This is a genomic window from Streptosporangium album (assembly GCF_014203795.1).
Lineage (GTDB): Bacteria > Actinomycetota > Actinomycetes > Streptosporangiales > Streptosporangiaceae > Streptosporangium > Streptosporangium album.
In genome coordinates this window covers 4,779,782-4,799,896 of the sequence record NZ_JACHJU010000001.1, presented here as the reverse complement: position 1 = coordinate 4,799,896, position 20,115 = coordinate 4,779,782, and the positions used below count along the sequence as shown (strand labels likewise).

18 protein-coding genes are annotated in these 20,115 nt (G+C 68.5%); 4 read left to right on the top strand and 14 right to left on the bottom strand.

The genetic code is table 11. The features are described from left to right. Window positions 1-58: 58 nt before the first annotated feature. The 8 genes from FHR32_RS22890 to FHR32_RS22855 form a co-directional block, all read right to left on the bottom strand. Window positions 59-655 (bottom strand): GTP-binding protein, encoded by a 597-nt coding sequence (locus FHR32_RS22890; RefSeq protein WP_312882618.1) that lies wholly within the window; start codon window positions 653-655, stop codon window positions 59-61. Next, window positions 636-1,034: a DUF742 domain-containing protein gene (locus tag FHR32_RS22885; protein WP_221465515.1), complete on the bottom strand. Its 399-nt coding sequence runs from the start codon at window positions 1,032-1,034 to the stop codon at window positions 636-638. Before FHR32_RS22885 ends, FHR32_RS22890 begins: the two co-directional genes overlap by 20 nt. Window positions 1,035-1,118: 84 nt before the next feature. Then, the gene (locus FHR32_RS22880) at window positions 1,119-1,532 is read right to left on the bottom strand and encodes a roadblock/LC7 domain-containing protein (protein ID WP_197048434.1); all 414 of its coding nucleotides are present in this window, start codon (window positions 1,530-1,532) and stop codon (window positions 1,119-1,121) included. A gap of 43 nt (window positions 1,533-1,575) precedes the next feature. Next, complete coding sequence (locus FHR32_RS22875; protein ID WP_184756172.1) at window positions 1,576-4,647, bottom strand: sensor histidine kinase; 3,072 nt, start codon at window positions 4,645-4,647, stop codon at window positions 1,576-1,578. A 223-nt stretch (window positions 4,648-4,870) separates the two neighbouring features. After that, window positions 4,871-6,139: a flavin-dependent oxidoreductase gene (locus FHR32_RS22870; protein ID WP_184756171.1), complete on the bottom strand. Its 1,269-nt coding sequence runs from the start codon at window positions 6,137-6,139 to the stop codon at window positions 4,871-4,873. A 25-nt stretch (window positions 6,140-6,164) separates the two neighbouring features. Next, window positions 6,165-6,980 (bottom strand): ABC transporter permease, encoded by an 816-nt coding sequence (locus FHR32_RS22865; RefSeq protein ID WP_246466278.1) that lies wholly within the window; start codon window positions 6,978-6,980, stop codon window positions 6,165-6,167. Then, the gene (locus tag FHR32_RS22860; protein ID WP_184756170.1) at window positions 6,977-7,753 is read right to left on the bottom strand and encodes an ABC transporter permease; all 777 of its coding nucleotides are present in this window, start codon (window positions 7,751-7,753) and stop codon (window positions 6,977-6,979) included. Before FHR32_RS22860 ends, FHR32_RS22865 begins: the two co-directional genes overlap by 4 nt. Beyond that, entirely contained in the window at window positions 7,750-8,727 is a 978-nt protein-coding gene (locus tag FHR32_RS22855) for an ABC transporter substrate-binding protein (protein WP_184756169.1), read from the bottom strand. The genes FHR32_RS22860 and FHR32_RS22855 overlap by 4 nt, the downstream gene beginning before the upstream one ends. Window positions 8,728-8,984: 257 nt before the next feature. On the opposite strand from FHR32_RS22855, the gene FHR32_RS22850 reads away from it, so the two are divergent. From FHR32_RS22850 to FHR32_RS22835, 4 genes are all read left to right on the top strand, one after another. After that, on the top strand, window positions 8,985-9,761 hold the full coding sequence (locus FHR32_RS22850) for an ABC transporter ATP-binding protein (protein ID WP_184756168.1): 777 nt from the start codon (window positions 8,985-8,987) through the stop codon (window positions 9,759-9,761). A gap of 509 nt (window positions 9,762-10,270) precedes the next feature. Further along, window positions 10,271-11,257 (top strand): ABC transporter substrate-binding protein, encoded by a 987-nt coding sequence (locus FHR32_RS22845; protein ID WP_184756167.1) that lies wholly within the window; start codon window positions 10,271-10,273, stop codon window positions 11,255-11,257. Next, the gene (locus FHR32_RS22840; protein ID WP_184756166.1) at window positions 11,254-12,027 is read left to right on the top strand and encodes an ABC transporter permease; all 774 of its coding nucleotides are present in this window, start codon (window positions 11,254-11,256) and stop codon (window positions 12,025-12,027) included. Before FHR32_RS22845 ends, FHR32_RS22840 begins: the two co-directional genes overlap by 4 nt. Next, window positions 12,024-12,812 carry an ABC transporter permease gene (locus tag FHR32_RS22835; RefSeq protein WP_184756165.1) on the top strand — a complete coding sequence of 263 codons (789 nt, stop codon included), beginning with the start codon at window positions 12,024-12,026 and terminating at the stop codon, window positions 12,810-12,812. Before FHR32_RS22840 ends, FHR32_RS22835 begins: the two co-directional genes overlap by 4 nt. Before the next feature lie 117 nt (window positions 12,813-12,929). Here FHR32_RS22835 and FHR32_RS22830 read toward each other — a convergent pair whose 3' ends face one another. From FHR32_RS22830 to FHR32_RS22805, 6 genes are all read right to left on the bottom strand, one after another. Next, the gene (locus FHR32_RS22830; protein WP_184756164.1) at window positions 12,930-13,469 is read right to left on the bottom strand and encodes a GTP-binding protein; all 540 of its coding nucleotides are present in this window, start codon (window positions 13,467-13,469) and stop codon (window positions 12,930-12,932) included. Window positions 13,470-13,476: 7 nt separating this feature from the next. Further along, window positions 13,477-13,758 (bottom strand): DUF742 domain-containing protein, encoded by a 282-nt coding sequence (locus FHR32_RS22825; RefSeq protein WP_031158898.1) that lies wholly within the window; start codon window positions 13,756-13,758, stop codon window positions 13,477-13,479. A gap of 129 nt (window positions 13,759-13,887) precedes the next feature. Then, window positions 13,888-14,310 (bottom strand): roadblock/LC7 domain-containing protein, encoded by a 423-nt coding sequence (locus FHR32_RS22820; RefSeq protein WP_184756162.1) that lies wholly within the window; start codon window positions 14,308-14,310, stop codon window positions 13,888-13,890. Continuing rightward, complete coding sequence (locus FHR32_RS22815) at window positions 14,307-17,198, bottom strand: sensor histidine kinase (RefSeq protein ID WP_184756161.1); 2,892 nt, start codon at window positions 17,196-17,198, stop codon at window positions 14,307-14,309. Before FHR32_RS22815 ends, FHR32_RS22820 begins: the two co-directional genes overlap by 4 nt. A gap of 123 nt (window positions 17,199-17,321) precedes the next feature. Continuing rightward, window positions 17,322-18,728 (bottom strand): aminobutyraldehyde dehydrogenase, encoded by a 1,407-nt coding sequence (locus tag FHR32_RS22810; protein WP_184756160.1) that lies wholly within the window; start codon window positions 18,726-18,728, stop codon window positions 17,322-17,324. A 33-nt stretch (window positions 18,729-18,761) separates the two neighbouring features. Continuing rightward, entirely contained in the window at window positions 18,762-20,033 is a 1,272-nt protein-coding gene (locus tag FHR32_RS22805; RefSeq protein WP_184756159.1) for a glycosyltransferase, read from the bottom strand. Between the last annotated feature and the right edge of the window lie 82 nt (window positions 20,034-20,115).

Sequence of the window (20,115 nt, the reverse complement as noted above, 5' to 3'; positions counted from 1 at the left end):
AGGCATGACTAAAGCCCCGGTGGTCGGCGATCCCACCCGGAAAAGGCTCTCGGCGCGGTCAGCGGCCCCATCCCGGAACGGCCATCCGCACGGTCAGCGCGTGCTCCACCAGCGTGATGAGCGTGGCCTTCACCGCGTCCCGTGACCGCGCGTCGGTCCGTGAGATCGGGATGTGCGGCGCCAGCGTCAGGGCCTCCCGTACCTCTTCCTCACCGTGCAGGTAGGTTCCGTCCCAGCCGTTGACCGCGACCACGAACGGGAGCTTGGCCTCCTCGAAGTAGTCGATCGCCGGGAAGCTGTCGGCGAGCCGCCGGGTGTCGACCAGCACGATCGCGCCGATGGCGCCGCGGACGAGGTCGTCCCACATGAACCAGAAGCGGTGCTGGCCCGGCGTTCCGAACAGGTAGAGGATCAGGTCGCGGTCCAGCGACACACGGCCGAAGTCCATCGCGACCGTGGTGGTGGTCTTGTTCGGCGTGAGACCGAGATCGTCGATGCCGGCGCTGGCGTCGGTCATCACCGCCTCCGTGGTCAGCGGCAGGATCTCCGAGACCGCTCCCACGAACGTGGTCTTACCCACACCGAATCCACCGGCGACGACGATCTTCGTCGATGTCAGGCCGCCGCCGCCGCGGCTAGAGTCTGCGAAGTCCACTGAGCACCCTTTCCAGCAGGTTGAGATCCGGCTTGCCCGCGTCCAGCTGCGGCTGATGCAGCTGGACCAGATTCTCGGCCGCCATGTCCGCGACCAGGATCCGGGTCACGCCGAGCGGGATGCGGAGCATCGCGGAGATCTCAGCGACCGAACGCACTTGCCGGCACAGGGCACTGATCGCCTGATATTCCGGAGTGCGGGTGGATAGATCATGATGTATGGACGTCGCCGAGGAGACCAACGCCTCCATGGCGAGCTGGGTCCGGGGGGCGGTCCGCCCCCCGGTCACGGCATATGGCCGGACCAGGGAACTCTGTTCCGCCGGTGCCGGTTGCATGAGATGTGAAGGACCACCCTGTTGTCGGTAGGGGTCGTCCATCGATGGGTAAGGCGACCCGCCCAGCGGGTCACCTTCACCAGCCCAGCCGCGGCCTGCCACGGCATCCTCCTAGGGTCATCGTCCTCACCGGGGGTGGGAGGCCTGGAGTTCGGCGCGGACGGCGGGCGTCAGCACCTGACCGGCCCGTTCCACGAGCAGGGTCATCTGATACGCCACCAGACCCATGTCGCAGTCGGCCGCTGCCAGTACGGCGAGGCAGGAGCCGTCGCTGATCGACATGATGAGGAGCAGCCCTCGCTGCATCTCCACCACCGTCTGGGTGACGGCACCGCCCTCGAAGACCCGGGAGGCGCCCTGGGTCAGGCTGATCAGACCGGCCGCCACCGCCGCCAGCTGGTCCGCCCGGTCGCGGGGGAATCCGTCGGAATACGCCAACGGCAGACCGTCCGCCGACACCACGACCGTGTGTGCCACGCCTGGGACGTTGTTCACAAAGTCGGTGATCAGCCAATTGACCCCCCGGGCGGCCTGGCTCATTTCGCGCACGTGTCATCCTCCTTGGCGACCATGATGAGCTCGCTCACCGGTCCTCCTTGTTTCCTTCAACGCCCCGGCCGAAGTCGGGATATGCCTGCTCGTCACCGGCTTCGCCCTTGGCCGCGGCGCGGCCCTGCCGTACTCCCTGCTGGAAGCTCGCCAGTCTGTTGCGTACCGCCTCGGGAGAGACGGCGGGCCGGGGAGCGGGGGTCTGAGGTGCCGCGCTCAGGTCGGGCGCGGCCGTGCCGGGCACGAGGTTCGCCTTGGGCACACGCTTGGGCAGGCCGGAGCCGGTGATCCCGCCGAGCGTGGGTTCGCTCGCCGCCTGGGCCGCCTGCCAGCCGGCGTCGGCGGGTGAGGACCAGGCCTCGGGTGCCGATGCGGGCTGGGACGGAGCCGGTGCCGGCGCCTTGGCCGTGGGCTCCTCGGCCGCCGCCTGGTCGGGGACCGCGGGTTCGGCCTTCCTGAACCAGTCGGACTCGACCGCGGCGAAGATCGGCAGGAACTCCTCCTTCGCCTCTTCCATGGGCGAGGAGTCGCGGACCACGGGCAGCGGGCCGGTGTTGTCGGCCGCTTCGAAGGGGCGCCGCTGGAACGACCCCGAATCTCCGGCGGACGGCCACCCCCGGGAGTCCCGGTCACGGGATGGCGGGTCCGACCACATCCCGGAGTCACCACCCCGCGACGGCGGGTCCGGCCACACTCCGGAATCACCACCCCGCGACGGCGGGTCCGGCCACACTCCGGTGTCCGCCTGGGACATGCTCGGCCAGCCGGGGTCTGCGCCCGGCGGCGGCATGTTGCCGGGCCAGGGGGTGTCGACCGGCGCCTGGCCGAAGTGGCCGCCGTCTCCCGGGGAGGGCCGCGGCGCTTCGAAGGAGTTGAAGCGCTGCCCCATGTCGAGGGAGGCGAGCGAGGGATGGGCGGCCTCGAAGGAGGCGAACGACGGATGGGCCGGGCCAAGCCCGGTGGGGCTGGCCAGCACGGACGACCGGTCCATCGGGGCCATGGACCCGGCCCAGTCGCCGATGGCCGGCCCGGCCGGCATCGCGGGGGCGTTGGACACGGAGAGCAGCGAGTCGGGGAGCAGCACCATGGCGGTCAGGCCGCCGCTGTCCTGCTGGCGGAGCTGCACACGGATACCGTGCCGCAGCGCCAATCGGCCGACCACGAACAGGCCCATGCGGCGGGACACCGAGACGTCCACCACCGGCGGGTTGGCCAGCCGCCAGTTCGCCTGGGCGAGCTCCTCGGGAGTCATGCCGATGCCGATGTCGGTGACCGAGACCATCAGGCCGCCGCCGTCGATGCGGTTGCTGGACACGATGACCTTGGTCTCCCTGGGGGAGAAGGAGATCGCGTTCTCCACGAGCTCGGCGATCAGGTGCACGATGTCGTTGACCGAGGTGCCGGCCACGGACACGCCGCCGGGGATCCGCAGGTCCACCCGCTCGTAGTTCTCGACCTCCGAGAGCGAGGCACGGACCACGTCGATCAGCGCGATCGGCTGGCTCCACCGGCGCGCGGGCTCCTGGCCGGCGAGGACCAGGAGGTTCTCGCTGTTGCGGCGCATGCGGGTGGCCAGGTGGTCGAGCCGGAACAGGCTGCCAAGACGGTTCTCGTCCTGCTCGCCCTGCTCCAGACTCTCGATGAGGGAGAGCTGACGCTCTACCAGGGTCTGGCTGCGTCGGGAGAGGTTGACGAACATCGCGTTGACGTTGCTCCGCAGCGTGGCCTCCTGGCCCGCCAGCCGTACGGCTTCGCGGTGGACCTCGTCGAAGGCCCGTGCCACCTGCCCGATCTCGTCGTCGGAGTTGACCCCGATCGGAGGGATCTGATCGAGCTCGGTCGTCTCCCCGGTCTCCCGCAGCTTCTGCACGGTCTCGGGGAGCCGGCGACCGGCGATCGACAGGGCCTCGGTGCGCAGCGTGCGCAGCGGCCGGACCAGCGACTGGGCCATCAGGACGGTGATGACGAGAACGAGGAGCAGCAGGACCGTGACGACCACGCCGACGATCAGCGCGCTGCGCTGCTCGGCCTTCTGGAGTTCCTGGGTCCGGAAGATGATCGAGTCACCGATGCTCTTCTGGACGTCACGCATGCGCGTGATGACGTCGCTGGCGGAGTCGAACCATCGGTTGACCTGCGACGGAGGCATCAGGGAGGGGGTGCCCGGCTTCAGCGTCAGCGTCGGGAAGACCAGGGCGCGGATGCGGAACAGTTCGGCCCGGTCCTTCTTCTGGCCGCTCACCGTGTCGTCGTAGGCCTGGCGCTGGGCGAGCGAGGCCTCGCTCCGGAAGGTGACGAGCTCGCTGTCGCGCTGCGCGCGGGCGGAGACGAAGGTGTCGAAGCTCTCACCGCTGAAGCGGCCGGAGGCGATGACGATCGCAAGGGCGGCGCGCTCGCGGGAGACCTGCTCCTTCGCGCGGGTCAGCGCGGCGAACGCGGAGACGCTGCCGGTGAGGGCCTCGTCGTTGGTGACGTCCTGGCCGATCTCGTCGTGGATGGCGTGCAGGTCCTGGATCGCCCGGGAGTACATGTCCAGGGTGGGCTGGGCCAGCAGCTGGGTGTTCGCGACGGTCTGACGCATACCCGCCAGCTCCGCCAGCCGGCTGCGCACCTGAGCGATCTCGTCGCGGACGCGCAGTCCGCCCGCGCTGTCCATGCTGGCCAGCTCGACCGAGTCGATCATCGACCGGACCTCGGCGGCGGCGGCGTTGACGACCGTCTGCTGCTTCTTCACCGCCATGCGCCCACTGGGGGTGCGGTGCTCGGCGATGTAGCGCGTGGAGAGGTCCCGCTCCAGGGCGAGCTCGTGTGTGAGGGTGCTCAGGTGGATGGCGAATTCGGCGATCTTCCCGGCACGCCCGTAGTCGGCGGCGCTGGACACCGAGGAGACGATCCGAAGGCCGCCGAGGACGACGCCGGCAAGGGTCGGGATGAGGACGAGGGCGATCAGCCTGGACCGCACGCGCCAGTTGCGCAGCGCGAGCCTGCGGCCACGCCGGGCGCGGGAGCCACCGTGTCCGGCGGCTCCTTCCGTGTCCTGATCACTGGGCGCCGGCGTCTCGGCTGGACCGGCGACGGGGTCCTCACGCGGTGATGATGTCCTCATAGGTATCCGCTGCCTCTCATCGGGCGGCCGGGTGCGGAGAGGATCACGTCACACACCTGGGCGGTATGGGACACCGACGCGTCCATGGGGTGAGGGTTATTGGAGCACAGCTCCACGAGTTCAGCCAATGCCTCTAAATCCCTCAAATCGGACTTTATATCCATATCTGCTTAATTCCCTCGCCAGCGACTTCCGGCGCCCATGCCGCCCATCCGACGCCCCATCACCGCTGCGCCTTATATGCAACATTCCAGGAAGAACGACTATTAAGGGCCTTTATGTCCATATCGGTGGTCCGCCGCTGGGCGGCGGCCATGTTCGCCAGTTCCTCCGGCGTGAGCACGTCGGCGATGTCGTCGAACCCGTCGGGCGCTCGCTCCGTGACCACCGCGATGGTCTCCTCCATGGGCAGTTCGCGATGGGCGAGCACAAGGCCGGTGGTGGCGGTCCTGCGCTCCTCTTCGTACGCGGCCAGTCCCGCGACCGGATCGGCCGCGCAGGCCAGTTCCCTGGCCAGGACTCGGGCGTCCAGCACGGCCTGCGAACCGCCGTTGGAGCCCACCGGATACATCGGATGCGCGGCGTCACCCAGCAGGGTCACCCGGCCGTCCCCCCATCGGGGGAGCGGGTCCTTGTCCACCATGGGGTACTCCAGGATCCGTTCCGCGCCGGAGATGAGGGCGGGTATGTCCAGGTAGGGGAACCGCCAGCCGTCGAAGTGCGGCAGCACGTCCTCCAGGCGGCCGGGCCGGGACCAGTCGGCCACCGGGACGGGACCCGGTTCGGCGACCGTCACCTCGGCCACCCAGTTGATCAGCGCTCGCCCGCGGGCCCGGAGCCGGGCCGAGATGGGATAGGCCACGAACTTGGCCGACAGGTTGGAGCCGGCGACGATCAGCGTGGCACCGTCGAGGAAGGGCTCCCCCTCCATCGTCCCGCGCCACATCCGGATCCCGTTCCAGAGCAGCGGCCCGTCGTCGGGGTGCAACCGGGCGCGCACAGTCGAGTGGATACCGTCCGCGCCCACGAGGACGTCGGCCGTCTCCTTCAGGTGCTCACCGGTCCGCACGTCGCGCAGTGACACCGTGACCCCGGTCCCGTCCTGCTCGAAGTCCTCCAGAGACAGCCCCGTCCTGACGGTGCCGAGACGCTCGCGCGCCGCCTCCAGGAGCAGCATCTGCAGTTCGCCGCGGTGGATGGAGTACTGGGGCCAGTCGTACCCCGCGAACCTCCCGCGGGGAAGCGACAGGATCGCCCCACCGAACCTGTCGGCGTAGGTCAGGTGGCTCGTCGGGACGCCGATCTCGGCGAGCGCCTCCCCCAGGCCGAGCTCGGTGAGCTCGCGGACCGCATGGGGCTGCAGGTTGATGCCCACGCCGAGCGGGCGCGGTTCCACCACCGACTCCACGACCTCGCAGTCGATGCCCGCGGCATGGAGGCTGAGCGCGGTGGTGAGCCCTCCGATGCCGCCGCCGATGATCAGTACTCTCATGACTTCCTCGATGTCTGCCGGAGGCTCATGACGCGCCCCGTGCGTTCAGATGCCACCTGAGCGCCCGCTTCTCCACCGTCACGAAGACGGCGTTGAACAGGTATCCCAGCAGGCCCAGAAGCACGATTCCCGCCCACATCTGGGGCAGGTCGAAGCTGCGCTGAGCGCCGATGAGAAGGGAGCCGATGCCCGCGGTGCTCCCGACGAGCTCGGACAGGACCATCAGGATCAGGGCGATGCCCAGGCTGATCCGGACCCCGGCCACGATCTTGGGAGACGCGGCGGGGATGACGACCCACAGCAGCCTGCGGACCCCCCGCACCCCGAAGACCTCGGCGCTCTCCAGGTGGAGCCGGTCCACCGTACGGACACCGTCGACGGTGTTGAGCAGCACCGGCCAGACGACTCCGGAGACGATGGTCGCCACCTGCATGGGCGTCCCGAGCTGGAACGCCGCGATGTAGAAGGAGAGAAGGGTGGGCGGCGGGATCGCCCGCCCGAAGTGGACCATCGGCTCCACGTAGTCGGCCAGCGTGCGCGACAGGCCCAGTGCGATGCCCACGGCCATCCCGGCCAGGCAGGCGAGCACCCAGCCGCCGAAGAGGTTGTACAGGCTGTGCCCGAAGTCGTCCAGCGCCCTGTCGGTGAGGAACAGCCGGCCTGCCGGACCGGAGAACCACAGCTCGTGCATCGCCGCGACGATCTCCGACGGCGGCGGGAAGTAGCTCTCCCGGATGATCCGGGCCACCACCTCCCAGGCCGCGAACAGCACGGCCGCCAGCCACAGACGGGAGAGCACGGCGAGGACGCCGCGCGCCATCGGACCGGTCCAGCTCATCATCGCATCCTCTCCGTGCGCGCGAAGTGCCAGCGGAACGCGCTGCGCTCCACCCGGACCAGCAGCATGTTGACGATGAGGCCGAGAGCTCCCGCCCAGACCGCGCCGGCCAGCGTCACGTCGGTGTTGCCTCCGGCGCTGCCCGCGTCGATGAGGAAGATGCCGAGGCCGCTCTGGCCGCCGCTGAGCAGTTCGGCGCCCACGACCACGACCAGCGCCACGCCCGCCGCGACGCGCACCCCGGTGGCGACGAACGGTGCGGCGCTCGGCAGGGAGACCCGCCAGAGCACGGCCAGGGGGCCGAACCCGAAGCTGCGCATCGCGTCCTTCGCCACCGGGTCCACATCCCGGAGCGCGTACAGGGTGTTGAACAGGATGGGCCAGATCGCCGCGTAGAAGATGAGGGACACCTTCATCTCCATCTCCGACCCGAACAGCAGGATCGCCAGCGGGATCAGCGCCACCGAGGGGATCGGGCGGAGGAACTCCACCACCATCCGGCTCGGCGCGCTGAGCCACGGGACCGATCCGAGCAGTACGCCGAGGACGACCGCCGCGACAGCGGCCAGCGCCAGCCCGACCAGCCAAGCGAGAACCGTGTCCGCCACGCCGGTGAGGAACACGGGGTCCCCCACCAGCGTGACGGATCGGAGCAGCACGGCGGAGATCGGCGGAACGATCTCCGGATCGATGATCCCCAGCCGGGCGACCGCCTCGGCCAGCACCACCGCCGCGCAGACGCCGATCACCCCTCGGATGACACGGGTTCTGTTCATTTGTCGGCGACGATGAGGTCCTGGACGTTCAGCGGCGCGTCGAGGAGGCCGTACTCCTTCATGCTGTCGGCGACCCGCTGGAGCCGGGTGGCGTTAAGCGTGGTGGGGAAGCCGCCGATGGCGAGGCTGCCGGCCACGGCGGCCGGGATCGTCGTGTACTTCGGAATGGCCGCGACCACGAGCGCCCGGTCGGCCGCCAGCGCCTGGGCCTTGGACATCGCCCGCTGGAACGCCGCCACGGTGTTGGGGTTCGCCTTGGCGAACTCCGAGGTGGCCGCGTAGCCGGCGATCGGGAAGTCCGCGGTCGGGCCCTGCGAGGTGTCCCAGATGACGCGGGCGCCGATGTTCTGGCCGATGAAGGTGCCGAACGGCTCGACGACCTGGGCGGCGTCGACCGTACCGGCCTTCAGCAGGCCCTCCATCTCCGGGAAGGGGGCCTCCACGAAGTTCTTGTCCTCGTCGAGCTCGACGTTGTGCGCCTTGGCGGCGACGCGGACCAGCATCGAGGAGACGTTGCGCTTGGTGTTGATCGCGATGGTCTTGCCCGCGAGGTCGGCCATGGTCTGGATCTTGCTGTCCTTGGAAACCAAGACCACATGAGTCTTGGGCGCACTCTGGAAGCCGTCGGAAACGATCTTCAGATCGATGACTCCCTTGGCCGAGGCCGCGAAGAAGGAGACGTAGTTGCCGAAGCTGATGTCCAGGCTGCCGCCCTTGAGCTTCGGGATGGCCTCCGCGCCACCCGCGAGCTTCACCATCGAGACGTCGAGCCCCTCGGCCTTGAACAGGCCCTTGTCCATGGCGATCTGCAGCGGGGCAGTGTCGACCACCGGCATCATGCCGATATTGATCTTAGCTTTCTCCAGGCCGGAGCCACCGGCGGAGGCCTTGGTGGGCTCGCCGGCGCCACCACATCCGGCGACCGCCATAAGTGCCAACGCCAGGACCCCGACGATTGACGAGCGGAGTTTCATGGATCCTCCAGGACCGCACAGCAAGAGAAGACCGCACAGCATGAAGAAACGATCTTCGAGAAGGGAATGGTGAGGATCGTAGCGCACATACATGTCCATGAAATGACTTCTGACACTTCAGTACCAAATTTCCTACTTAGTGTCATTAGCGGCAACGATTGACACACGGGCACAAATTGGACATACCGTGACTGCGGTATTTGAACTCCGCTAGAGTCCCCGCACACGCACCAGCTGATCGCATCCTAGGAATCACCTTGCTTGAGATCGCCAACCTCACCCACACCTACGGCAGTGGCGAGAACGCGCACCGGGCCATTGACGGGCTCGAACTGAGCGTCGCCGAAGGTGAACTCCTCTGCATCGTCGGCCCCTCAGGCTGCGGGAAGTCCACTCTGCTGCGCTCCATCGCCGGCCTCATCAAGCCGACCAGCGGAGACATCAAAGTGGGCGGAGTCCCGGTACGGCAGACGCCCGACAACCTGGCCGTCGTCTTCCAGGACTACAGCCGTTCCCTGTTCCCCTGGATGTCGGTGGGCGACAACGTCGCCCTGCCCCTGCGCCGGCGGAACATGGACCGCAAGCAGCGCAAGGAGGCCGCCCAGGACGCACTGGAACAGGTCGGCCTGCCCGCCGCCGCGGGCAAGTATCCGTTCGAGCTGTCCGGCGGCATGCAGCAGCGCGTGGCGATCGCCCGCGCGCTGGCCTACCGCCCCGCGCTGATGCTGATGGACGAGCCGTTCGGCTCCGTCGACGCCCAGACCAGGGAGGACCTGGAGGATCTCGTCCTGCAGGTCAGGGAGCACCACAAGATGACGATCGTCCTGATCACCCACGACATCGACGAGAGCGTCTACGTCGGGGACCGGGTCGTCGTGCTGTCCAAGGCGCCCGCGAAGGTCGTCGGCGACCTGGACGTGAACCTCTCAGGTCCCCGTAACCAGATCTCCACCAGGGAGCATCCGGAGTTCGTCCGGCTCCGCGCCGAGGTCGGGCGCCTGGTCAGGGGGTTCCAGGCGGCCGTCACCTCGTGACGATCTGAACGGTCATCCAAAAGCTGCGGCGGAGGCGTACGCCCCCGGACCGCAGCTCAAGCCATGCGCGTCTCGTGCATGAGCGATTTTCCTGATGAAAAATTCAGATTTCCCGCCGATTTCACGAAACGGCGGTCCCGGTGATCCTCATCACCCCCGAATCCACCGATTCGCGACCACTCCGCCGCCCATCCGGTCGCGCGTTCCGGCGGAATCCGGCCGGCGCGGACGAATACGGTGCGCCCGGACTCCCGAAAAACAACACTCCTCGCATCCGAATCGCACTCGAATCGCACTCGAATCGTAATCGGAATTCCCACATTTCCAATTTCAGTGGACATGAGGGAGTGCTGTCAAGGTCCCATTCGGCATATGCCTTCCCAGCCGCATAACTGGGTCTGACGATCTTTGTCCGCTAAACTGACACGCGGTTGTTCCGCGACCTCCCCGACGACTCCGATGATCTCGTATACCGGTGAAGCGCGGTTTCCTTCAGCTCGGGAGAATCCATGAGGACTAGACGCGTCGTCCGTAATTCCCTGATTGGCCTCACGGCGGCCCTCACGCTCGCCGCCTGTGGCGGTTCCGGAACCGAGGCGGCCGGACCCGCCAACCCCGGAGGCCTGGAGAAGACCGAGCTCACCGTCGGCGTCGTCCCGGTGCCCTCCTCCGCTCCCCTCTTCATCGCACAGGAGAAGGGCTTCTTCAAGGCCGAGGGCCTGACCGTCAAGACGGAGACCATCCAGGCCCCCCAGCCCGTGATGCCGAGGATCCTCAACGGTGGCATCGACGCGTTCCTGACCAGCTACGTGTCACTGATCACGATCAGCGACTCCGGCGTGGCCAAGCTCAAGATGCTCGCGGAGTCGCAGCAGGGCGCCCCGGGCGTCAACGGGGTCGTCGTCACCAAGGACTCTCCGATCAGGGAACCGAAGGACCTCAAGGGCAAGAAGATCGCGGTGAACGTGCTCAAGGCCCTGGGCGAGGTGACCGTCCGCGCGCAGCTGAAGGCCGAGGGCCTGGCCCCGGGTGACGTCACCTTCGTGCCGGTGCCCTTCGCCGAACAGCTCAACCAACTCAAGGCGGGCACCGTCGACGCGGCATGGCTCACCGAGCCCTACATATCCGCCGCGAAGAAGGACCTCGGCGGCCGCCTGCTGATCGACACCCTGTCCGGCCCGGCCGAGGGACTTCCGCTGGACGGCTGGGCGACCACCGCGGACTGGGTGTCGAAGTATCCCAAGACCGCCGCCGCCTTCCAGCGCGCGATCGGCAAGGCGCAGCAGATCGCCGCGTCCGACCGGCAGGAGCTCGACAAGGTCATCCCGACCTTCACCCGGATTCCCGCCGAGGTCGCCTCGACCATGACCATGGGCACCTTCTCCACCTCGCTCGACCCGGCCCGCATCCAGCGTGTGGCCGATCTGCTGAGCGAGTTCCAGATCACCAAGTCGAAGATCGACGCCACCGCCCTCGTGGCCGCCACCCCGCGATGACGGCCGGAAGGGCGCTCCGCGGCGCCCTGGGCGTCGCGGGACTCCTCCTCGTCATGGAGGTCCTGGGCAGGACCGGAGCCGTCGATCCCTATCTGGTCCCGCTCCCCTCCACCGTCCTGGTCGGCGCGGCCGGTCTTCTCGCCGACGGCGAGTTCCTCCTCGCGGTAGGTGTCACCCTCTCCTCCTGCGTGATCGGTCTGGCGCTGGCCGTCGTGGTGGCCGTGCCGTCCGGCGTGGTGATGGGCACCCTGCCCACGGTCGAGCGCACCGTACGGCCGCTGGTGGAGTTCCTGCGGCCGATCCCCTCGGTCGCCCTGCTGCCCCTGGCCATGTTCCTGTTCTCCTCCGGAGAACAGGGGAAGATCGCGCTCGTCGTCTACACGTCCTGCTGGCCGCTGCTCATCAACACGCTGTACGGCCTGCACGACGTCGACCCTCTCGCCAAGGAGACGCTGCGCGGCTTCGGTTTCGGCCCCTATGCCGTCGTACGCCTGGTGTCGTTGCCGAGTGCGGCGCCGTTCATCGGCACGGGTGTGCGGATCGCGAGCTCGGTCGCCCTCATCGTCGCGGTGAGCGTGGAGCTGGTGGCGGGCGGGGAGGGCATCGGGACCTTCGTGACCGGCGCCGCTGCGGGCAACCGCCGCGACCTGATGATCGCGGCCACCCTGTGGACGGGGATGATCGGCCTGGCGGTCAACTCGGTGCTGGCCGGAGCGGAACGGCGGGTCTTCCGCTGGCACCGCACCCAGGCCGGAGAGGAGGCGACATGAGAGCGATCATCTTGCGGATCGCCTGGATGTGGATCGTGCCGGCCGCCCTCCTCGCGTGGGAGGCGGTCTCCAGGACGGCCGGGGCCGTCTACTTCCCGCCGCCCTCGGCCATCCTGGTGCGCCTGCACGAACTGTGGTTCTCCGGACCGCTTCTCCACGCCTTCCTGACCCAGGAGGCGCTCGATCACCTGCTGCCCAGTCTGGGCCGCCTGGTCCTGGGCTGGGCGGGCGCCTGCGTCGTCGCGATCGCGGCGGGGGTCGCGCTGGGCCGGTCGCCGGTGCTGTGCGACGTCGTCAACCCGCTGGTCCACTTCTTCCGCTCGGTCCCGCCGCCCCTGCTGATCCCGATCTTCATGACCATGACGGGCGTGGGCACGCCGCTTCAGCTGACGGCCATCGTCTTCGGTGTCTCCTGGCCCGTCCTCCTCAACGCGCTGGACGGCGCCCGCTACGTGGACCGGCGGTACCTGGAGGCAGCCGAGGTGTTCGGCGTGTCCAGGAGGGAACGGCTGATCCGGGTCATCCTTCCCGCCGCGTCCCCCAAGATCTTCGCCGGATTGAGGATCAGCGTCGCGCTGGCCCTGATCATGATGATCGTCTCGGAGTACGTCGGCAGCACCGAGGGGATCGGTTACCGCATGCTGATCGCCCAGAGTCAGGTGGACGTGCTGTCCATGTGGACCGCCATCGTGCTCCTCGGGACGCTGGGGCTCGTGCTGAACACCGCTTTCCTGAGCTTCGAGCGGCGCATGCTCGCCTGGCACCGCGCCGGCGGGAAGGGCTGACGGCAGCACCCCGGAGGCGACGTGAACGACGAGACCAGCCGTTCCGGAGAGCCGCGGCGTGGGCCCACAGCCGGAGGCGAGCCATGAGGCTCGGTGGCCGTGGACCCACGCCGCGGGTCACACCCGGAGGGTGAGGACGTGCTCGACCAATGTGATCAAGGTCGACTTCACGGCGTCGCGGGACCGGGCGTCGGTCCGGACGATCGGAATGTGCGGGGAGATCGTCAGAGCCTCCCGCACCTCCTCCTCACCGTGGATGTGCGAGCCGCCGAAGCCGTTGAGGGCCACGACGAACGGTAGGCCGGCCTCCTCGAAGTAGTCGATCGCCGGGAAGCTGTCAGCCAGCCGCCGGGTGTCGACCAGCACGATCGCACCGATCGCGCCCTTCACGAGGTCGTCCCACATGAACCAGAACCGATGCTGACCAGGCGTACCGAACAGGTACAGGATCAGGTCACGGTCCAGCGAAACCCGGCCGAAGTCCATGGCCACCGTGGTGGTCCGCTTGGTCGGGATGTGCGAAAGGTCGTCGACCTCCGCACTGGCCTCTGTCATCACCGCTTCCGTGGTCAGCGGCATGATCTCGGAGACCGCGCCGACGAAGGTCGTCTTGCCGACACCGAATCCTCCGGCGACAACGATCTTCGTCGACGTCATTCCGGCGTCAGAGCCTGCGAAGCCCACTGAGCACCCTTTCAAGCAAGTTGAGATCCGGCTTTCCGGCATCCAGTGACGGCTGGTGGATCTGCACCAGGCCCTCGGCCGCCATGTCCGCGATCAGGACCCGGGTCACGCCCAGCGGCATGCGCAGCAGAGCCGAGAGCTCCGCAACCGAACGCACTTGCTGGGACAACGAGATGATGGCCTGATACTCCGTGGAGAGCGTGCCCGTATCCACGCTCACGAACGTCGCCGAGGAGACCAGCGCCTCGAGTGCGAGCTGCATCCGAGGGGCGGTCCTTCCCCCGGTAACAGCGTAGGGGCGAATCAAACGATCTCGCCCGCTCTTGGCCTGAGACGTGTTCGGGTTTTCCTCCCCCGGTCCACGCCATCCCGGTGCGTCCATATCACCTCCCTATCGCTGAGCTGACTGCAGCTCGGCCCTGAGTGCAGGCGTGAGCGCCTGCCCGGCACGCTCTGCAAGCAGAGTCATCTGGTAGGCCACCAGGCCCATGTCGCAGTCCGGCGAGGCCAGTACGGCGAGCGCGGAACCGTCGCTGATCGACATGGTCAACAGAAGGCCGCGCTGCATCTCGATCACGGTCTGGGCGACGGGGCCGCCCTCGAAGACCCGGGATGCCCCCTGGGTCAGGCTGATCAGGCCGGCCGTGATCGCAGCGAGCTGGTCGGCGCGGTCCCTCGGGAAGCCCTGCGAGTACGCCAGTGGAAGACCGTCCGCGGAGACGATCACCGCGTGGGCGACTCCGGGCATCTCCTTGACGAACTCGGTGATCAGCCAATTGAAGCCGCGTGCGGCCTGACTGAGTTGGTGGTTCACTGCTTCTCTCCCTCGACGGCGTTGGACCGCTCACTCATCTCAGCGCGGCCCTGCCGTACGCCTTGCTGGAAACTGGACAGACGACTGCGCACCCGGTCCGCCGAGATCGGAGGCATCGGGGGCGGCGGTGCCGCCGGCGCCGCGGAGGCGGATCCGGGGACGAGGTTGGCCTTGGGGACCCGCTTGGGCAGGCCCGCTCCGGTGGTGCCGCCCTCGACGGGCTTCTTGGCCACCTCGGCCGCGGCCCAGCCCTGGTCTGCGGGGGTGCTCCACGGCTGCCTCTCGGCGGACGGGTCCTGCCGGGGCTTCCGGACCGGCAGTGGCTGGGCCTCCTGGACCGGCTGTTCCATCGGCTTGGGCCTGGCTGCGATCTCAGCGGGACCGGCGGGATCAGACGAGAGTGCGGACTCGTCTCCGGGCTCGGGCGGAAATTCGGTGGAGGAACTGCTGCGGAACCAGTCGGAGCCCACCGCCGCGAAGATCGGCAGGAACTCGTCCGGCTCCGGCTCCGTCGACGACACCTCGACCACGGGCATGTTCTGGGTGTTCTCCGCAGCCTCCGGCCGCTGCGGCGCCCACGGGTTCTCTACCGTCTCCGGCCGCTGCGGCGTCCACGGATCGATCGGCGGGGCCTCCGGCCAGGAGGACGGGAACGACGACTGCGAAACCGGTGGCACCGGAGGCGGGGGCGACGAGACCGAGGTGAAGGGTGACGACCACAGGTCCTCCACCGCGGAGGCCGACACCACCGGCGCCGACCAGAGGTCCGCCGCCGGAGCCGGGACCGGAGCGTCCTGGACCGGGGACGGCCGGCTTGCGCCCCCTCGGCCGGAGAAGGTGCCGAACGGGTCCGGGTCCGGGCCGGCGCCGAACGGATCCGGGCGCGCCCCGATGCCGAGCGACGGCTGGGACGCGCCCTGACCGGCCATGGCCGGCTGGAGCTGGGCGACCACCTGCACCGGGAGCAGGACGACGGCACTCAGGCCGCCGGCCTCCGGACGACGGAGCTGGACGCGGATGCCATGACGCATGGCCAGCCGGCCGACCACGAACAGGCCCATCCTGCGGGAGACCGACAGGTCCACCGCGGGAGGCTCGGCCAGCCGCCGGTTGGCCTCGGCCAGTTCCTCGTCGCTCATGCCGATGCCGGCGTCGGTGACCGCCAGGATGATGGCGCCCGTCTCGTTGCCGTTACTGCTAACTATGATCTTTGTGTCCTGCGGCGAGAAGAAGATGGCGTTCTCGACCAGCTCGGCGATCAGGTGGACGATGTCGTTGACGGCCGAACCGATGATCGAGGTGCCGGACTCCACCCGGAGCGACACCCGCTCGTAGTTCTCGACCTCCGACAGCGAGGCGCGTACGACGTCGCTCAGCGGTACCGGCTCGCTCCACCGGCGGCTCTGCTCCTGACCGGCGAGGACCAGGAGGTTCTCGGAGTTACGGCGCATGCGGGTGGCCAGGTGGTCCAGCTTGAAGAGGCTGGACAGCCGATTGTCGTCCTGCTCGCCCTGCTCCAGGTCGTCGATGAGGTCGATCTGCCGCTCCACGAGCGACTGGGTGCGCCGGGAGAGGTTGACGAACATGGCGTTGACGTTGTTCCGCAGCCGGGCCTCGTCACCCGCCAGCCGGATGGCCTCGCGGTGGACCTCGTCGAAGGCCCGGGCCACTTCCCCGATCTCGTCTCGGGAGGCCACACCGATGGAGGGCACCTCCACGTTCGGCGCGAGCTCACCGGACTCCCGCAGCACCCGGACGGTCTCCGGCAGCCGGGTGTCGGCGACTTCGAGGGCCTCGCTGCGCAGCCGGCGCAGTGGCCGGACCAGCGTGCCGGCCACCCAGGCGGTGATCAGCAGGATCAGGATCAGCAGGATCAGGATCGCGGCGCCGGAGATGATGGCGCTGCGCTGTTCGTTGCTCTGCATCTCCTGGCTGCGGGCGACCACCGCGGCGCTCAGAGCGCGCTCGACGGTCCGCATGCCGTCCACGACCGCTGTGGAGGAGGTGAACCAGTTGTTGATCCCCTTGGGGCCCGTGGGCGGCAGCGGCAGGGCCTCGCGCATGCGGGACCTGACGAGGGCGGTCGTCAAGTCGGCCCGGTCGACGTTCTGGCCGCTGACCTCCTGCTCGAAGCTCTTGATGTCACCGGGAGAGGCGGTCGCGCGGAAGGAGGCCACCTCGCTGATCTGGCTCTTGTAGGCACCCAGGAACTCGGCGGGGTCGTCGAAGTCGAACTTGCGCTCCTCCAGACCGACGAGCAGGACGCCTCGCTGCCTGGCGACCTGCTCCTTGGCCCGGGTCAGCGCACCCAGCGCGAGCGCGTCGCCGATCAGGCGCTCGTCGCCGCCGCTGCGGCCCAGGTCGTCGTGGAGGGTGATGAAGTCGCCGATCATCCGCGTGTAGATCCCGAGGGCCGCACGCGGGAGAACGCTTCCCTCCATGGGTTTGCGGAGACCCGGCAGACCCTTGAGCCATCTGCTCACCTGGGAGGTCTCGGCGAGAACTCGGGCCGCCTGCCCGGGGTCGAGACCGTCGATCGACTTCTGTACCTGCTCACTGGCCTGGTCGACCACCTGGCGCTGCTGCTTGACCTTGGCGAACCGGCGGGGGCCGCGGTGGTCTGCGATGTACCAGGCGGTGAGGTCGCGTTCCTCGGCCATCTCGTGGGAGAGGGTGCCGAGCTGCTCGACGAGCGAGGCGACCTCCGTCATCTTGCGGTACTCCCCGGCGCTGGCCAGCGAGTTGGTGAGCTGGAGGCCGGTCAGCCCCACGGCCGCGGCGGTGGGGAGCAGGATCAGCGCGACCAGACGAGGACGGACGCGCCAGTTCGACGGCAGGAGCCGGCTACCGACTCCTGATGCACGATGGCTCCGGCGGTCTTGTGTCATCACTGGCTTTAACCCCTCGCCGGGTACGGATGCGGCGAAAGCAATTTGAGCACATCCTTTATGTCACTACGAATGGAGTAAGTGCCGACATATCACCACAAAAGGGATATATCGCCCTGAATTTCAGGCGGGCCGAAAAGATGCCCTCGCCTCAGGGGCCTGGTGTTTGATCATCAGGTGGCGCGTCACGGAGTACTCCTGGACGGCCTCCTGGCTCATGTCCTTGCCGAACCCGCTCCCCTTGACCCCGCCGTGCGGGGCCTCCGAGGCGATCGGCAGATGGTCGTTGACCCAGGTGACCCCCACGTCGAGGCGGTGCGAGACGCGCAGTGCCCTCGCCACGTCCCCGGACCAGACCGAGGAGGCGAGGCCGTAGGGGGTGTCGTTGGCCAGCCGTACGGCCTCGTCCTCGCCGTCGAACGGCAGGGCGACCAGAACCGGGCCGAACAGTTCGCCCTGAACGATCTCGCTGTCCTGGCGGGCGCCGGCGATGAGCGTCGGCGGGTAGTAGAAGCCGGGGCCGTCCAGCGGGGCGCCACCGCAGAGCACCGACGCGCCCGAGGCGACGGCGCGCTCGACGTAGCCGTGCACGCGGGCCCGGTGACCGGCCGAGATCAGCGGGCCGATGTCGGTCGTCGCGTCCCAGGGGTCGCCCACCGTGATCTGCGCCAGTGTCGCGTGCAGCGCCTCGACCGCCTCGCCGTACACCTCGCGGGAGATGTAGACGCGGGTCGCGGCCGTGCAGTCCTGCCCGGTGTTGTAGGTCGCGCCCATCGCCACGCCCCTGGCCATCTCGGCCAGGTCCGCGTCGCCGAAGACGAGCGCCGGAGCCTTGCCGCCGAGCTCCAGGTGCACCCGTTTCAGCGAGCCGGCGGCTCCGCGCATGACGGCGCGGCCGGTCTCGGTGGAACCGGTGACGCTCACCATGTCCACACCCGGGTCGGTGACCAGGGCCTCTCCCACCTCGGCGTCGCCGAGGACCACCTGGAGCAGGCCCTCGGGCGCTCCCGCCCCGGCGAACAGCTCGGCCAGCCGGAGCGTGGTGCCCGGCGTCTGCGGGGCGGGCTTGATGACCACCGCGTTGCCCGCGGCCAGCGCGGGGCCGAGCTTCCAGACCGCCATCACGAGCGGGAAGTTCCACGGGGCGATCGACCCGACGACGCCGACCGGGCGGCGGACCAGCACCGAGGTGTAGCCGGAGCTGAGCACCCCGGCCCCGGTGCCGTCCAGCGAGCGGGCCGCCCCGGCGAAGAAGCGGAGGTTGTCGGCCGCGAACGGCAGCTCGCCGTCGCGGAACACCGTCGCGGGCTTACCGGTCTCGGCGACCTCCAGCCGGGTGAGCTCCTCGGTGTCGGCTTCGACGAGGTCGGCGAAGCGCAGCATCACCTTGGCCCGTTCGGCCGGGGTGGCCCCGTTCCACTCCTCATACGCCGCCCGTGCCCGCCGTACGGCGGCCGCCACCTCGGCTACCGGCGTGTCCGGCACCTCGCGCAGCGACCCGCCGTCTGCCGGGTTGATCAACTTACCCATGGAACGTCCCTTGTGATGGTGGTACCGGGGCTTTCAGGCGCCGGCCCGCTCGATGAGGTCGGCGGCCTTGCGCAGACCGTCACGGCGGCGGATCTCCTCGCCGGCGGCGGCCAGACGCTCGCGGAGCCCCGCGTCACCGATCAGGCGCTCCAGCGCGCCGGTCAGCTCGGAGTCGGTGAAGGTGTAGGTGGCCAGGCGGACGCCGTAGCCCAGTTCGTGGATCCGCTGCGCGTTGTCGTACTGGTCCCAGAACAGGGGCAGCAGGATCATCGGCTTGCCGAAGTGCAGCGCCTCGGTGGTGGTGTTGTTGCCGCCGTGCGTGATCACCAGGTCCACCATGGGGATGATCTTGGTCTGCGGGACGAACTCGGCGCCCCACATGTTGTCGGCGAGCTTGATCTCCTCGTGCAGGGGTCCCATGGAGACGATGAAGCGGTACGGGGTGGCGCCCAGCACGTCGATGACCCGCTGCATCAGCTCCACGTCCGCCGAACCGAGCGACCCGAGCGAGAAGTAGACCAGTGCGCCGTCCCGCCCGGCGAGCGAGGCGGGCAGCTCGAAGCCGCCGTCGGTCTCACGGACCGAGGAGTCCAGGCGGTGCCAGGAGTCGCCCAGCGGCCGGGCGTCGGTGTAGTCGACGATCTCGGGGAAGACGTAGAGGTTGAGGTCTCCCTCGTGGATGAAGTCGAGATCCGGCAGCGGCGAGGCCCCCTGGGCGACGGACCATTCGTTGAAGGCGCTCCAGACCTCGCGGTGGGTCCGGTCGTACTCGGCGCGGAAGGCGTCCCACCCGGACCGGTCGTCGGCGGGCAGGCCGGAGAAGACCGGGGCGATGTCCGCACCGCGTACCTCCAGCGGGTTGCAGGAGACGATGCGGACGAAGGGCTTGCCGGCGGTGAGCAGCGCCGGGAAGGTGATGACGTTGTCCTCGACGATCACATCCGGCCGAACCCGTTCGATAATCGCCTTCAACTGCGGCTCGCAGTACTTCACGCCGTCGATGAGCGCATCCCAGATCGGCCTGGTCACCGTCTCAAGCTGCACCGAGGTCGACTTCCGGTATTCCGGCGCGGTGTCTCGGATGAAGTCCTTCCAGAACTGCCCCGCATCCTGCTCCTCTTCCGAGGGCGGTGCGAGATCGACAAGGTCCTCTTCGAATCCAAGGGCCTCCAATTTCCCCTTCCAGGAGGCCTCAGCTGCGAAAACAACCCGATGGCCGCGCTTGAGGAGAATGTCGCCGATGCCGATGCAGTTGTTCGTCGGCCCGTAGGCACTCTCCGGCATGAACAGGATCGTGAGAGACACCGCGCCTCCAGTTGAGAGGAAATTCCGGTTTTGAAGAATGGTTAAATTCTTAGATCTAGCTAAAGTGCTGAAAAGGGGCCAC